13 protein-coding genes are annotated in these 15,609 nt (G+C 36.3%); 6 read left to right on the top strand and 7 right to left on the bottom strand.

The features are described 5' to 3' along the window. Positions 1–26: 26 nt before the first annotated feature. A complete protein-coding gene (locus tag ATE47_RS17985; RefSeq protein ID WP_062163251.1) occupies positions 27–938 on the bottom strand; it encodes a DUF4349 domain-containing protein in 912 nt (303 codons plus the stop codon). A gap of 208 nt (positions 939–1,146) precedes the next feature. Between ATE47_RS17985 and ATE47_RS17980 the strand changes: the two genes are divergently transcribed. After that, positions 1,147–2,505, top strand: a complete 1,359-nt coding sequence (locus tag ATE47_RS17980; RefSeq protein ID WP_062163250.1) for an acyl-CoA dehydrogenase family protein — start codon at positions 1,147–1,149, stop codon at positions 2,503–2,505. Between the two features lie 109 nt (positions 2,506–2,614). Here ATE47_RS17980 and ATE47_RS17975 read toward each other — a convergent pair whose 3' ends face one another. The 3 genes from ATE47_RS17975 to ATE47_RS17965 form a co-directional block, all read right to left on the bottom strand. Continuing rightward, complete coding sequence (locus tag ATE47_RS17975; protein WP_062163249.1) at positions 2,615–2,992, bottom strand: DoxX family protein; 378 nt, start codon at positions 2,990–2,992, stop codon at positions 2,615–2,617. A 111-nt stretch (positions 2,993–3,103) separates the two neighbouring features. Next, positions 3,104–4,216 (bottom strand): AI-2E family transporter, encoded by a 1,113-nt coding sequence (locus tag ATE47_RS17970; protein ID WP_062163248.1) that lies wholly within the window; start codon positions 4,214–4,216, stop codon positions 3,104–3,106. Between the two features lie 82 nt (positions 4,217–4,298). After that, positions 4,299–7,136 carry an alpha-amylase family glycosyl hydrolase gene (locus tag ATE47_RS17965; protein WP_062163247.1) on the bottom strand — a complete coding sequence of 946 codons (2,838 nt, stop codon included), beginning with the start codon at positions 7,134–7,136 and terminating at the stop codon, positions 4,299–4,301. Between the two features lie 247 nt (positions 7,137–7,383). Here ATE47_RS17965 and ATE47_RS17960 point away from each other — a divergent pair, with 247 nt between their 5' ends. After that, positions 7,384–8,370, top strand: coding sequence for an alpha/beta fold hydrolase (locus ATE47_RS17960; protein WP_062163246.1), 987 nt, complete (start codon positions 7,384–7,386; stop codon positions 8,368–8,370). A gap of 60 nt (positions 8,371–8,430) precedes the next feature. After that, complete coding sequence (locus ATE47_RS17955; RefSeq protein ID WP_062163245.1) at positions 8,431–8,862, top strand: organic hydroperoxide resistance protein; 432 nt, start codon at positions 8,431–8,433, stop codon at positions 8,860–8,862. Positions 8,863–8,971: 109 nt separating this feature from the next. Here ATE47_RS17955 and ATE47_RS17950 read toward each other — a convergent pair whose 3' ends face one another. After that, positions 8,972–10,006, bottom strand: coding sequence for a T9SS type A sorting domain-containing protein (locus ATE47_RS17950; RefSeq protein WP_062163244.1), 1,035 nt, complete (start codon positions 10,004–10,006; stop codon positions 8,972–8,974). 150 nt (positions 10,007–10,156) lie between these two features. On the opposite strand from ATE47_RS17950, the gene ATE47_RS17945 reads away from it, so the two are divergent. Further along, a complete protein-coding gene (locus ATE47_RS17945) occupies positions 10,157–11,026 on the top strand; it encodes a helix-turn-helix transcriptional regulator (protein WP_062163243.1) in 870 nt (289 codons plus the stop codon). A gap of 96 nt (positions 11,027–11,122) precedes the next feature. Here the strand turns inward: ATE47_RS17945 and ATE47_RS17940 are convergent, their stop codons facing one another. Next, entirely contained in the window at positions 11,123–11,413 is a 291-nt protein-coding gene (locus ATE47_RS17940; protein ID WP_181898081.1) for a hypothetical protein, read from the bottom strand. Positions 11,414–11,608: 195 nt separating this feature from the next. Here ATE47_RS17940 and ATE47_RS17935 point away from each other — a divergent pair, with 195 nt between their 5' ends. Beyond that, positions 11,609–12,052: a hypothetical protein gene (locus tag ATE47_RS17935; RefSeq protein WP_062163242.1), complete on the top strand. Its 444-nt coding sequence runs from the start codon at positions 11,609–11,611 to the stop codon at positions 12,050–12,052. 106 nt (positions 12,053–12,158) lie between these two features. On the opposite strand, the gene ATE47_RS17930 is transcribed toward ATE47_RS17935, so the two are convergent. Further along, positions 12,159–13,766: a fumarate hydratase gene (locus tag ATE47_RS17930; RefSeq protein WP_062163241.1), complete on the bottom strand. Its 1,608-nt coding sequence runs from the start codon at positions 13,764–13,766 to the stop codon at positions 12,159–12,161. Between the two features lie 328 nt (positions 13,767–14,094). Here ATE47_RS17930 and fumC point away from each other — a divergent pair, with 328 nt between their 5' ends. Continuing rightward, positions 14,095–15,489: a class II fumarate hydratase gene (gene fumC, locus ATE47_RS17925; protein ID WP_062163605.1), complete on the top strand. Its 1,395-nt coding sequence runs from the start codon at positions 14,095–14,097 to the stop codon at positions 15,487–15,489. Positions 15,490–15,609: the final 120 nt, after the last annotated feature.

Below are 15,609 nucleotides of genomic sequence, written 5' to 3'. Positions count from 1 at the left end.
ATAGATAACCAAAAGGTTAGGATAGCTTATATTTGTGGGATATTCTGTTCTGTTTTTTTCACTGGTTTTCTTTTTCTCAGGAAATAAACAATCACGGCTCCGATCAGTAGAATTGGCCAGATCATAATTAATCCCACAACAATTTTCTGAATTAAATAAAACCCTTCTACAAAAGCATTTTTTGCATCGTAAATGAAATTGAATTTATATTTATTGTCGATATTTTGCGTATTAGTGATCGCAATTTCTGCCATACGAAGATTAGGTTCTTTGATGTAAATATCAATTGTGCTGTATTTCAGGTTGTCTGTAACATCCATATTAGCCAATTGTTGTTGATTTTCTTCCGACATATTTCCGTTGTCTAGTTCTACTTTATCCTTATTCGCTTTTAACTGAGAAATATTTTCACTTGTTTTCTTAATTCTTTTACCTTCCAATTCGGCATATTTGATGCTTGAAGTCACGTCTTCTGCATTGATAGACCTTGAATTCAGGAATAATTTTTTATCATTAATTAAGGTTAAAAGTGCTCCTAGTTTTTCAGTCGGAACCCTTACCTGCATTGTATTTTCAGTCTGATATTTTTTCACCAGCATTGCGTTTTCATTTGAAGTATTGTAGGTCTCTTCTGAAATTACATTACTTCGTAAGTTGCTGTGCGTCACAAATCCACCCAATTCCTGAACTGATTTTTCGATGGAAATTGTAGCCTCGTAAACATCTTTTACTTCCATATTGACATCTGCTGTTTTGATAAACTGTTTGTCCTTCACCTTCATTGTAGCAGCCGAAGAGACACTGTCTGAAATAATGACTGCCGAAGAATCTGCCGCCGCGGATATTTCATAATCTGCTGTTGCCTCCCCTTTTTTACATGAATAAATTCCCAATAGAAGCGCTGTTGCGATTGATAATCTGATGTAAGTTGTTTTCATAACTATTTATTTTTAATGTTTGTTTATTCCAAAGTTCAGTCTGAATTTTTTGTAATGTTTGAAAATCACGGGTAAAAAATTTGTAAAGAAAAAATTATATTTTAAATATTTTAAAATCAGCGTTTTGTAAAATAAAATCAATTAAACAGGCTTGTTTTCGGATTAATTTTTGCTTACCTTTTACAAGTCAAACACACAAAACACTACTATGTCAAATACTTTTTCCAAAATCAGAAACGCAATAGAATTGTTCAGATCAATTGATTTTGATCAGCTAAGTGAAATTTCTCAAAAAGTAAACCTCCCGAAATTGATGGAAAACTTTTCCAAGCTGGATGACAAACAGCTTAGCGGAATGATGAAAATGCTCGATCCGAATAAAAAGAAGAAGGAGCTTCCGCCGATAGACGGAGATTTCTACGATATTTATCACACATTAAGTCCCGAGCAGCGAGAAATTCAGCTTAAAGTAAGAGCGTTCATGGAAAAAGAAGTGAAGCCTTTGGTGAATCATTATTGGCTCAGAGACGAATTTCCACATGAATTAATTCCAAAATTTCAGAAACTCGATATTTGCGGGGTAACGTATCAAGGTTATGGCTGTCCCGGATTACCTTTTTTAATGGAAGGTGTACTAGCGATGGAGATGGCTCGGGTTGATGCTTCAATTGCTACATTTTTTGGAGTACAATCCGGCTTGTCGATGGGTTCTATATATATGTGCGGTTCGGAGGAGCAAAAACAAAAATGGCTTCCACAGATGCAGAAATTCGAGAAAATCGGAGCTTTTGGTTTAACAGAACCTGAAGTTGGTTCGGGAGCAGCGGGAGGATTAACGGTAACCTGCAAAAAAACTCCTGATGGCTGGATTCTCAACGGACAGAAAAAATGGATCGGAAATGCAACTTTTGCAGATTTAATAATTATTTGGGCAAGAGATTTGGGTGATGGCGAAGTAAAAGGTTTTATTGTTGAGAAAGATAATCCCGGCTATTCCGTTGAGAAAATTAAAGGAAAAATGGCGTTGAGAATCGTTCAGAATGGATTAATTACATTAAAAGATTGCCTGGTAACGGAAGAAAACCGTTTACAGAACGCCAATTCATTTAAAGATACTGCAAAAGTATTGAGAATGACCAGAGCCGGAGTCGCATGGATGGCAACGGGTTGTGCAAGAGGAGCTTATGAAAGCGCATTGGATTACACAAGAAAAAGAGAACAGTTCGGGAAACCAATTGCTTCTTTTCAAATGATTCAGGGGCATTTGGTAGAAATGTTGTCGAATCTTACAGCAATGCAGACGATGGTTTTCAGGCTTTCTGAAATGCAGGACGAAGGAATTTTAAAGGACGAACATGCTTCTTTAGCCAAAGTTTTCTGTACGATGAGAACGAGAGATATTGTTTCCAGGGCTCGTGAAGTGATGGGAGGAAACGGAATTCTGCTTGAATATGACGTAGCAAGATTTGTCGCCGATGCGGAAGCCATTTATTCGTATGAAGGAACGAAAGAAATCAATTCACTGATTGTCGGAAGATCGATTACCGGTTTCAGTGCTTTTGTATAACAAAAAATTGATAGTCATTTTAAAGTGAATGATCAACAGTCAATTTGCTCCGCAAGTGAATTTTAAAATTGACAAGCAAAGCGAATTGACTGTTGGCCATTCACATATATCAGCTCACTAAAGCTTTATATTTTTCTTTATTGTCAATAAGCATCCAAATATTGATTAAGAATAAAACACCTGCTATTGTCATGCCCATTGTAGATTTATCCATTGTGAAAACGTGAACTACAATTCCTACCATTACCGGTAAAATTACGATAGCACCCAAAGCTCTTGTCTTAGGGAAAATAAAAAGAAGCCCACCAATAATTTCTACAATACCTACCAATGGCATTAACCAGGTGATTTCCCCGAAAGCAGCGAAAAGCTTCATTTGTTCAGGGGTAGGCTTGGGAGCCGGCATATAATTTAGGAATTTGTTTAATCCGGCATTAATAAACATTAACCCAAAAAGAAGGGACAGAATAAATTTTACGATTTTCATAATTGATAATTTTTTATCAAATTTAAGTAAAAATACAATCCATTGATTAAAAGTGAACTAAATTTTAAAATCATTATCAAATAACTGCCAATTATTGCCCATTACTCATAATCAGTCCATTTCCTCTAATGTAATATTCTTTGAAATTTTGTATTTCTTTTTCTTTTTATGAGGCTTTTCTTCTTCTCCAAGTAATCTTCCCCAAGGTTGCAGACCTTCCACTCTTTCAAAAATAATTTTAAGAATTGCGATCGCCGGAATACAGAGAAACATACCCGCTATTCCCCAAAGATGTTCCCCAATAATTATTCCTATGAATGAAAACAGGGCATTAATTTTTACTTTTGAACCCACCACAAACGGTAAAATAATATTCCCGTCAACAATGTGAACAGCTACGTATCCGATAATTACATAAATACAAGTGGATGGCGTTGTAGTCGCAAAGGCAATGAAACAGGAAATCAAAAGCCCGATACATATTCCCAAATATGGAATTACATTTAATAAACCTGTCAAAATCCCCAGAAGAATAGCATATTTTACTCCTAAAATTGCCAATACAATTGATGTAAGGATTGAAACAATAACTACCTGCAGACAAAGTCCGATGATATATTTTTTCGTCATCACACGAACTTCATTCACAACTTCCTGAACGCTTGATTTATGTTTTTCGTTAAAAACCGATACAATAAAATTATTTAAAACCCTTCTGTAATTTAAAATGAAAATGAAAAACAGAATAAAGAAAACAATAAAACCGAGCCCCGTAGAAAATATTCCGAAAGTAAAGCCCAAAATTACAGCGGATGAAGAAAGAAGCTTATCCAACCCCTGATCCAGATAATCCAACTGCTCATCGATTTTCACATGAAAAGTGGCCGAAACCCAATTTTGGAGATCATTAAAAACGTTGTTAAACTGTACTCTCAGATGCGGAAGATCTTTACTGAAATCCGACAATTGTGACCCGAAGAAGTACACAAGCCCCGTTAAAATCATCAACATCATCAAAACAGAAGTGATGGTAGATAATGATCTTGTAAATCTTAACTTCTTTTCCATAAAACTGGCAACCGGCAAAAAAAGCATTGCCATTAAAAAAGCCAGAAAGAACGGAGCCAGAATACTTTCACCCAACGCCAGAAGATACCCGATCCCGATAATCGAAATGACTACAAGTGTAAGCTTAACAAGGAAAGGGAATCGAATAAAATTCATAATTTTAAAAATCTACTATAAAAATAAGAAAAACCCTCCGAACTGAAGGGTTTATTTTTATTTATCGGATTCTTTAGCCGGTTTACTGTACAATCATCTTCTGAATGGCAATTCCGCTATCAGATTTCAGATGAACCAAATACGTTCCGGCAGGATAATTTGTTTTTAAATCATAGATTCCGTTCTCATTTTTTAGCTTAAATGAATCCATTTTTTTACCACTCAAGTCGTAGATGGTGATTTCTCCGTTTTTAGCTTTGTGATAAATTAATTTTGCTGATCCATTTTTTACCGGATTATCAGCAATTTGCAGAGATAATTTGTTTTCTGCATTTTCATCGATAGTCGATAAACTTCCCACATAATTTCCGAAGATTCTGAATTCTCCTGGCAGAAGGGTAATTGGAGCTGTTGTAGATGTGATATTTGACACAGAATTATCCATTAAATTCTGCCATTGCCCGATATAAGGAAAATAAGGAACAACATTTTGAGATGATGTAGTGTAATTTGCCAGAACCACAACATTTTTCACACCATTCACAATAGTATTATCATATACATAGATTCTTGTTATCAAACCATCCGGATCGTTTGCCAGGTTATTGGATTCTACGCTGTATGTCTTGGATTTGAAAACCGGATAAGTATTTCTTAAACTAATAATTTTCGCCCAGGTATCATAAACCGCTTTTCTGCTGGCGTTTGTATCATAACCTAATGTGAAAGCAACCGGTTTTTCGTCAGTTCTGCAACCACTGTTGATTGATCCGTCTGCACATCTGTTGATGCTGAATTCATATCCCAATTCTCCAAACTGCCAGATCATTTTCGGGCCGGGAGTCGTGAAAAATGTTGCTCCGAAAGTTTTCATTCTATCTAAAGCCGTATTCAAGTTTTTAACGTCATAGCTTCCGTTTACTGCACCGTATGCAAGATTTTTAAACATTAATCTTTCCTCATCATGACTTTCTCCGTAGCCAACCGCGTGCATATTCATGAAGCCGTGAAGGGTATGATTCATTCTGTCGTAGCTGCTGTTTTCCTTGTAGCCCATTGTGTTTTGGTTGTAAGGCTCGGTTTGCTTGTTCCAAAGCATTACGCCTTTTCCTTCTGCAATCCTGTAATTTGCCCATTGCTGTTCTTCCTGATCTGTTCCCAGATGCTCAAAAATCATGTAAGAATTTGGGTCAATGGCCCATTGTCTGTCAGCGTAGTATTTTAGAATATCTACCCTGTCCTGCTGATAAGCGTTGGTGCATGTTTCGTCACTTTCGGAGCAGCTTTGCGTGAAACCTTTTGTTAAATCCCATCGGAAACCATCAATTTTATATTCTGTCAACCATTGCTGAAGACATCTTTCAACGTAATATTTAGTTGAAGCACTTGTATGGTTGAAATCATTGAAAACATTGTATGAGTGTTTAGGAACCTGATTAAAATAAGGATTATTCGCAGCAATATCTCCATAGCCGTCTCCGTCCGGATCTACGTTCCAGAGTCTTGCCAATGGAGAACGTCCGGTAGCATGATTAAACGCAATATCCAAAATCACAGCGATGCCGTTCTGATGGCATAAATCAACAAACTCCTTGAATTTTTCAGGCGTTCCATACGCTTTGTCTAAGGCATAATGAAACGATGTATTGTATCCCCACGAAAGATTTCCTTCAAATTCCATGATGGGAAGAAGCTCGATAGCGTTGATATTTAATCCTTTTAAATAGTTGATTTTGTTAATTAATGACTGCCAGTTTTTTTCCTGGGTGAAATCTCTCAACAATAGTTCATAAACGACAAGATTTTCTTTTGCCGGCCTTGTGAAATTTGTCACCTGCCAATTGTAAGGAGTCTGTCCTGTTTTAAACATAGAAACCTCGAAGCCCTGTCCAGTCGGGAATGGAGGCAAGCTTGGGTAAGTAGAAGCAGAAATCCATTGATCATCATAGGAAGATAAAATCTGTGGAGAATATGGGTCTGCAACTTTTTTGAGATCGTTTGTCCTGTATTGGAATGTATGTAATTGCTGCGGCGTTAAACCACTTAATTCAATCCAATATAAATCCGGGTTTACGGTGTCTCTTTTCATTAAATAAGAATCGTTCACCACCCAATTGTTGAAGCTTCCGATCACATGAACGAAATTTTTAGACGGAGCATATAAAGCCAACCCAACTTTAGTATTATCTGTCGGATGATAGTTTATTCCCTGTCTCATCCAGTTTGGAATTGCTTCGGAAATAACCGTTCTCGGAATCTGTAAAATGAAGGTTGCATTTTTTGTATTTGAATTGGTATCTGTGGCGATCAGTTCCATATTAGCGTCCGCCGTTACCGTATAATTGAAGGAATAAGAAGTTGAGGGTGTGGAAGTAGAATTGACGGCCGTTCCATTCGCTTTTAGCTGAAATGTTGAGTTTACATTTGTTGTCGCCGTAATATTGATAGAATTTCCTGCCGGAACCGATGTCAAGCTGTTCGCAGCTGGGTTTGTCATGTTTATATTTAAAATTCCGACGTTTACAAAGGTATCGGATGTTTGATGAGCACCTGCTTTATCTTTTAACAAAAATCCAAACCTCCCGATTCCCGTTCTACCGTAAAAAGTAGTTGGAGTGAAGGATAGAGAATAAGTATCTGTTGCCGAATTATAATTTAATTTATTTAACTCGTTGGAATTACTCCAGCTTCCATTGGTAGGGCAATCCTGACTGTTCTGATAATTTGCATCCAAAGACCAGGACCAAATATAAACCGCGTTATTGGAAACTCCCCAAGCCGATTCATCAATCTGATTTCCGGGTACAGTCAAAGTAATGGCATCCGTTTCGTTGAACGGATTCGGAGTGATGGTATAGCTTATCTGCCCAAAAACCAGAGCGACAATAAACAGCATTATACCGGAATAAAATTTCTTCATAAAGTTCGTTTTTTCAAATTAGTAGTATACGAAAGTTAATTATTTTTTAAGAATTTTTCATCTTTTAATGAAAAAAATGCATTTTTTAACTTCCTGAAAAACTATGCATTACCTAATAATTAGGTACTTTAATTTTTAATTTAAGTTTTGTCTAATTCAGGATCAAGATTGTCCGTTTCAGCTAAATTTTAATGGTTTTGCCTGTTTAAGCTTTTTACTTTTGACGCATCATTTAAAAAATCATACTATGAAGCCATCAACACGAAAAATTTATTGGATTAGTGCAATTCTTATTTTAATTTTTAATCTCGGATTACATGCTCAACAACCGAAAAGCTCATTAGGAACATTAAAACAAATTGATGCAGGCGCCCTGAATATCGGTTATACAGAAGCCGGACCTTCCAGTGGAACCCCTGTAATTTTACTTCACGGCTGGCCTTACGATATTCATAGTTATGAGGAGGTTGTTCCAATATTGACAGCAAAAGGATATCGAGTAATTACACCCTATTTGAGAGGTTTTGGTACGACTCGTTTTCTTTCTGATAAAACAATGAGAAATGGTCAGCAGTCGGCAATTGCAATGGATATTATTAATTTAATGGATTCCTTAAAAATTGACAAAGCGATTGTCGGAGGATTTGATTGGGGCGCAAGAACTGCGGATGTAATGGCTGCGCTTTGGCCGGATCGTGTGAAAGGCCTGGTTTCCGTAAGTGGATATTTAATCACCAATCTGGATTCTAATAAAAATCCATTGCCTCCTGCAGCCGAATCAGGGTGGTGGTATCAGTACTATTTTTCTACGGATCGCGGTGAAAAAGGATATAAAGAAAACACGTATGAATTCAATAAGCTAATCTGGAAAACCGCTTCATCATTATGGAATTTTGACAAATCAACTTATGATCAGACCGCACAGTCTTTCAATAATCCGGATCACGTGGCCATTGTTATTCACAATTACCGATGGAGATTGTCTTTAGCAAAAGGAGAAACAAAATATGATGAACTGGAGAAAAAATTGTCAACACGGCCTGTAATTACGGTTCCCTCCATTACGATCAGCAGCGATTTTGACGAAGCAGCCATCGATGGAAAAGCTTATGCCAATAAATTTACAGGAAAATATTCTCATAAAATTTTAAAAGGAATAGGACATAATGTTCCCCAAGAAGACCCGAAATCCTTTGCTGAGGCCATTTTTGAAGTGGACGGATATTCAAAATAGTTCACAATTTACAATCACAATTCATAATTCATAATAAATAACAATCTAATTTTTTTAACAATGGAAAATAATCAAACCTTAACCGCAGAAAAAGTGTTATACACAGGAAAAACTCACACCACAGGAGGCCGAGACGGATTTTCTAAAAGCTCCGACAATAATCTTAATGTAAAACTTTCAACACCAGGTGGAATAGAAACCGGGACGAATCCGGAACAGCTTTTTGCCGCTGGATGGTCAGCCTGCTTTATCGGAGCATTGGGAATTGCTGCCAGAAAAAGAAAGATCAGACTTTCGCCCGAAACAGCAGTAGATGCTGAAGTGGATCTTTGTATGAGTGACGAGGCTTATTTTTTACAGGCTCGATTGAATGTTAGTCTTCCGGGAATTGACAATGAAACAGCAAAATTGCTTACTGAAGAAGCTCATCAGACTTGTCCATACTCTAAAATGTCGAGAGGGAATATTAATGTTGAAATTAATATTATCTGATTTTAAACAGAATTTACCTATATTTTTTAAACAGATTATGGCGCGGGCCTTTGGCCCGCGCCATAATCACTATTTTAATAGAGTTAATATGAATTAAATATTTATAGAATTAATTTTTTATTACTTTTTTAGAAATAGCTTCTCCATTTTTTAATTTTAATTCTACAATGTACATTCCGTTAGAAAGACCTTGCATATTAATTTGATTATTGGAGAACTGGGCATTGATTTTTTGTCCTACAGCATTAATGATGTTTAGGTTTTCGATGGATGAATCAGCTTTAATATTCAATATTCCTTTGGTAGGATTTGGATACATTTCAATTGAATTAATCTTAAGACTTATATCAGAAGTTGCCAACCCTGTAAAATCTTTGATACATCTTACTGACTCTCCCTGACCTCTTGCGCCTCCGGAAGTAGGAGTAACAATAGTTGATCCAACATAAAGAAATTTTCCACCTGTGTTTGCGGTGTCTGAACTCCAAAAATATCCCCTTTGTCCGACATATGTGAGGTTCCCGGTAGTATTGCTTCTGTAGCCCCCTGCAGGTAATTTCAAATAGCTTAAATATGCTGATGACGGATTGGTAATACCTTCGGCACCAACTAAAGTTACCCATTCTGCAGTTTTGGGAAGCCTCCACCCCTGCCCGATTGCCATGCATGGATCTGCGCCGATTGCGGCAGTTGCTTCCGTCTTGTTATTCGCGTTCCAGGCATCACTTGTCGCATTGGTTGCCCACCACGACGCGGAGCCGGAACCGATTATAAATGAGTTCACTCCTGCCAATCCCGCTGGAGAGTTTGTAGAAGGTATTGTTGTTGTCGCAGAAGTTCTCAACTGGTGGCCGTCATCCCATCTTCCCCATTGGAAAAGGTCTCCGAAAGAATCTGCATCATCAAATGAGGAAGCCACTTTTGCACTTCCTAAATTTTGTTGAAGCCAAATTTTTCCATCTGCACCTCTTACGGTTGTGTACGTAACAGATTGTCCATTATAATTGAATGTCACACAACCAAGATCCCCTGTATTGGTTCCTGGATCGGTACATTGTTGAGCATTTATATAACCTGCTGTACTCATCAACAGTCCTAAACCAACTCCAATTTTCTGCATCACAACTTGTAATTTTCCAAACATATTTAATATTATTTTTATTTATTCTAAATTATATTTAATTTTGCACAAAATTAGTTGACTTTATTAACCTCAGGTTATCATTTCCAACCTTTTTGTTATCCCAGATTCAGCTATTATTTGAAGTTGTACCATACCTGTAAAGCCGTTTATATGAAGAATCAATCAGATAAAGGATTATTTTTCAGATCTGAAGACATAAAAATTGTTATGCAGGAAGACTTGTATCCTGAAAAATTTTCATCTTCGATAATAATTGAAAGCCCATTGAGTTTTAACATTTTGTTTTTGCTGAGTCCTGATATTTATCTTAAAACACCCGACTGCGGTTCAAAATTTTTATTCAAAAAAAATCAATACATTCTACATTATTCATCACAGGAAAATATTGTTGAGCTGTGGACAGAAAGACAGGAAATTTTAAAATATCTTCAAATTCAGATCAGTTATAATTATATTGTGAACCTCATCAATCCTGAATACGATAAAGAAAGTGCACATATCCTGGAAAGCATGATTAAGAATAATTTCATTTTCCTTCATAAGCAAACTCCACCGTATATGACTGTTGAAATGCACATGATTTTAAAGGAAATTCTAGGCCATCCCCAAAAAGGAGTAATGCAGAAATTATTCGTTGAAGCAAAAATTATTAAATTTTTAATTCTGATTTTTGAACAGTTTAATGGAAAAAACATCACTGAGGAAACTCCGGAAATACCGTTAATGATCAAAAAATTCGTTGATGAGAATTACCATAAGAATATTAAAGTTGAAGACATCGGGAAGCTCATCGGTATCAATCAAAATAAAATCCGAAAAGAATTCAAGACACAATATAATATTACTGTGAGTGATTATATTGCAGAACTAAGGATGCTGAGAGCAAAAAAACTCATCATTAACAAAGAAATACTGATCAAAGAAATTGCCATAGAATGCGGCTATGAATATGTGCAGAACTTCACAAGAGCCTTCAAAAAGAAGTTTGGAGTCTCACCCGAAAAGTTAAGAATGCAATAAAAGAAAAACCACCTACTAAAGTAAGTGGTTTAATATATGTTGTTTTGCTTTGATATTGCTTTCTCAGAATTCAAGTGAGAAAACAATGACAATCAATTAATGATGTCCGTGTCCGTGATCATCGTGTAAGAAAGGACCGTTACCTTTAGGGCTGCTGTAGATCACCTCTACACCTTCCTGCTCATTAACTTGCTTTCTTCTGATATCTTCAGGATCAAAAGGTTTTACTTTCCCGAAATATTCTTTCAAACCTTCTGTCAACCACATTGGAATTACCAATCCGAAGAACATAAAAATACACCAAAAACCTACCAGGAACATTATCACGAAGAAAACTGTCCATAGGAATTGGTAAAACGGCCAAAACGCTGATAAAATCGTTATCATTTCTTAAAGATTTTAGGCAAAAATAGGACTTTTTATTTTTGTACACAAAAGATATGTAGCCTATTTTATTATTTATTTTGATTTTAAACTAAATCCAAATAATAAGTATTGCTATTTTCTTATCACGAAACTCAAGTTATTTAAATAAAAATTTAACCAACATTTTTTCTATACATTTGCAAAAAAAAATTTCAAATGAATAAAAAAATTTTAATTTCGGCATTATTAGGTTCTTCATTGTTAATTTATTCTTGTAGCTCAAAGGAAGTAAAAACCGGAGACCAAACATTAAACGAAACAAGTTCTGCTGCAGTGGCAGATTCTACATCTGTTTCTAAAACAAATATAGCTTCCGCTTCAGACCAAAAGTTAGTTGGAAAAATATTTGAAAGACAACTAGCACCTGGAGAAAAACCAAATAAAGATCCTGAATTGTCTAATCCTGGCTTTATTGAGTTCAAAACAGATTCTACTGCTGATTATTTACCTGGTGGCGATATTATTTTCCCTGCTACTTATCAGGTTTCAGGAAATAAAATCTCTTTAAAATCTGACATGGGAGACGAAAAAAAGGAACTAACAATTGTTGATGAAAATACGCTTAAAGATTCTAAAGGCAATACTTATAAAGCAAAGTAAATCTGCAACTTCATTATAAATAAAATTCCAAAGCAAGCTTTGGAATTTTTTTATATACGTTTATAAAAGCATCACATGCTAATATCTTAACAAAATATTTTCTGATTTAATGAGCAAGATCTGCAAAGAAATCATTCCCTTTATCATCCGTAATAATGAATGCAGGAAAATCTTTCACTTCGATTTTTCTTACAGCTTCCATTCCTAATTCCGGGAAATCTACCACCTCAACGGATAAAATATTATCTTTTGCAAGAATTGCAGCAGGTCCACCCACTGATCCCAAATAGAAACCTCCATACTTATTACAAGCATCCGTAACGTCTTTGGTTCTGTTTCCTTTTGCCAACATCACCATGCTTCCGCCGTGGCTTTGGAATTCATCAACATAAACGTCCATTCTTCCCGCCGTTGTAGGCCCGAAGCTTCCTGAAGCCATACCTTCTGGAGTTTTTGCAGGTCCTGCGTAATAAATCGGGTGATTTTTGAAATATTCCGGCATTGGTTGTCCGCTGTCCAATAATTCTTTGATTTTTGCGTGAGCAATATCTCTGGCAACAATCAGGGTTCCATTTAATTTTAATCTTGTTTTGATCGGATATTTTGAAAGCTCTGCTAAAATTTCGGGCATTGGCTTATTCAAATCAATCTCAATCGCTTCTTCCAAATGTGGCGGTGTTGCGGGTAAAAATCTTTTCGGATCTTGTTCCAATTGCTCTAAGAAAATACCTTCTTTGGTAATTTTACCTTTAATATTTCTATCTGCCGAACAGGAAACTCCCATACCAACCGGGCAAGAAGCTGCGTGACGTGGCAATCTTATCACTCGAACATCATGAGTCAGATATTTACCTCCAAACTGGGCACCAATAGCACTTTCCTGGCAGATTTTCTGAACTTTTGCTTCCCATTCCAAGTCTCTGAAGGCTTGTCCGGCTTCATTTCCTTCTGTCGGAAGATTATCGTAATATTTCGCGGATGCTTTTTTCACCGCAGCTAAATTTGCTTCCGCAGAAGTTCCACCAATCACCAAAGCTAAATGGTAAGGCGGACAGGCAGCCGTTCCTAAATCTGAAATTCTCTCTTTTACAAAAGCTTCAAGAGATTTTTCGTTTAATAAAGATTTCGTTTTTTGATAAAGGAAAGTTTTGTTGGCAGAACCTCCACCTTTTGTTAAAAATAAAAACTCGTAGTAATCTCCTTTTTTAGCATAAATATCAATCTGCGCCGGAAGATTTGAACCCGAATTTTTCTCGTCAAACATCGTCAAAGGGACAACCTGAGAATATCTTAAATTCCTTTTTTGGTATGTGTTATAGATTCCTTTGCTTAAATATTCACCGTCATCAACGCCCGTGTAAACATTTTCTCCTTTTTTACCCATCACAATCGCAGTTCCTGTATCCTGACAAGAAGGCAAAGCTCCTTCAACGGCAACCGCAGCATTCTGCAATAAGTTATACGCAACGAATCTGTCGTTATCTGTAGCTTCAGGATCATCAATAATTCTTCTCAAACTTTCTAAATGTGAAGAACGAAGCATGAAAGAAACATCGGCCATTGCTTCTTCAGCCAATAGCTCAAGACCTTTTGGATCGATGGTTAAAATTTCTCTTTCTCCCAATTTTTCAACTTTCACATAATCTGATGTAAGCTTTTTATACACCGTATCATCTTTCTGAATCGGATACGGATCCTGATATCTAAATTCCATTCAATTTTTCTTTGGGTGCAAAAATACGGCTTACGCAAAAAACATGAGTAAAATCAGTGACTTAGATTGATATTTATAATGATTATAAATTGCGAGAGTTTTCATTTATATTTAACTTTATGGAACCTATTTTTAACCACAAAAGACACAAAAGCTTTTTGACACATTAGTTATCTTAAGTTTAATAAAATAATGTCTTAGAAGAACACATAAGTTTTTGAAACCTCTTCGAGATTTCATTTTGTGAGCTTTGTATAGCTATTAAAATTTCAATTTAAATCTTTTGTGCCTTTTGTGGTTAAATAAAAAATTAAAAATTTCAATCACAATGAATTACAGAATAGAAAAAGACACCATGGGAGAAGTGCAAGTTCCTGCTGATAAGTTTTGGGGCGCACAAACGGAACGTTCTAGAAACAATTTCAAGATTGGGCCGGAAGGTTCTATGCCACATGAAATTATCGAAGCTTTTGCTTATTTAAAAAAAGCGGCTGCTTTCACCAACACGGATTTGGGAGTTCTTGCTGCCGAAAAAAGAGATATGATCGCGAAAGTCTGCGACGAAATTTTAGAAGGAAAATTAAATGACCAGTTTCCTTTGGTGATCTGGCAAACGGGTTCCGGAACACAGTCGAATATGAATGTGAATGAAGTTATTTCCAACCGGGCCCATGTCAATAATGGCGGAACTTTGGGCGACAAATCTGAAGTTCACCCGAATGATGACGTGAACAAATCCCAGTCTTCTAACGATACATATCCGACAGCAATGCACATCGCCGCCTATAAAAAAGTGGTTGAAACAACTATTCCTGCGGTTGAAAAATTAAGAGATACCTTAAAAGAAAAATCAGAAGCGTTTAAAGATATCGTTAAAATCGGGAGAACCCATTTGATGGATGCCACTCCATTGACTTTAGGCCAGGAGTTTTCCGGGTATGTCGCTCAGTTGAATTATGGAATTAAAGCGTTGAAAAATACATTACCTCACCTTTCCGAGCTTGCTTTGGGAGGAACTGCAGTGGGGACTGGATTGAATACTCCAAAAGGTTACGATGTAAAAGTAGCGGAATATATTGCAAAATTCACGAATCTTCCTTTTGTAACCGCAGAAAATAAATTTGAAGCTTTGGCTGCTCACGACGCCATTGTAGAATCTCACGGAGCGTTGAAACAACTGGCGGTTTCGTTATACAAAATTGCTCAGGATATCAGATTATTGGCTTCCGGGCCGCGTTCGGGAATTGGTGAAATTCATATTCCTGAGAATGAACCGGGCTCGTCAATTATGCCGGGAAAAGTAAATCCTACACAAAATGAAGCGATGACAATGGTTTGCGCGCAGGTTTTAGGAAATGATACTACGATTTCTTTTGCAGGAACTCAGGGTAATTATGAACTGAATGTTTTCAAGCCTGTGATGGCTTACAATTTCTTACAGTCGGCACAGTTGATTGCGGATGCATGTATTTCATTTAATGATCATTGTGCAGTAGGAATTGAACCGAATCATGAAAGAATTAAGGAGTTGGTAGACAAATCTTTGATGCTCGTAACTGCCTTGAACACTCATATCGGTTATGAAAATGCAGCAAAAATTGCCAAAACAGCTCATAAAAATGGAACAACGTTGAAAGAAGAAGCTATTAATTTAGGTTTTGTAACTTCCGAACAGTTTGACGAATGGGTGAAGCCTGAAGATATGGTGGGAAGCTTAAAATAAAATTAATTCAATTCAAATATCAGATAAAGCTCTAGGAATTCTTAGGGCTTTTTACTTATAATATTATGAATAACAGATTTTTATATTAAATTAAATTATTTTTCATATATTAGTGATATA

Source organism: Chryseobacterium sp. IHB B 17019 (genome assembly GCF_001456155.1).
In the GTDB taxonomy this organism is placed as follows: Bacteria; Bacteroidota; Bacteroidia; order Flavobacteriales; family Weeksellaceae; genus Chryseobacterium.
Note: the sequence above shows the minus strand (reverse complement) of the source record. Positions and strands in the feature narration are given on the sequence as shown.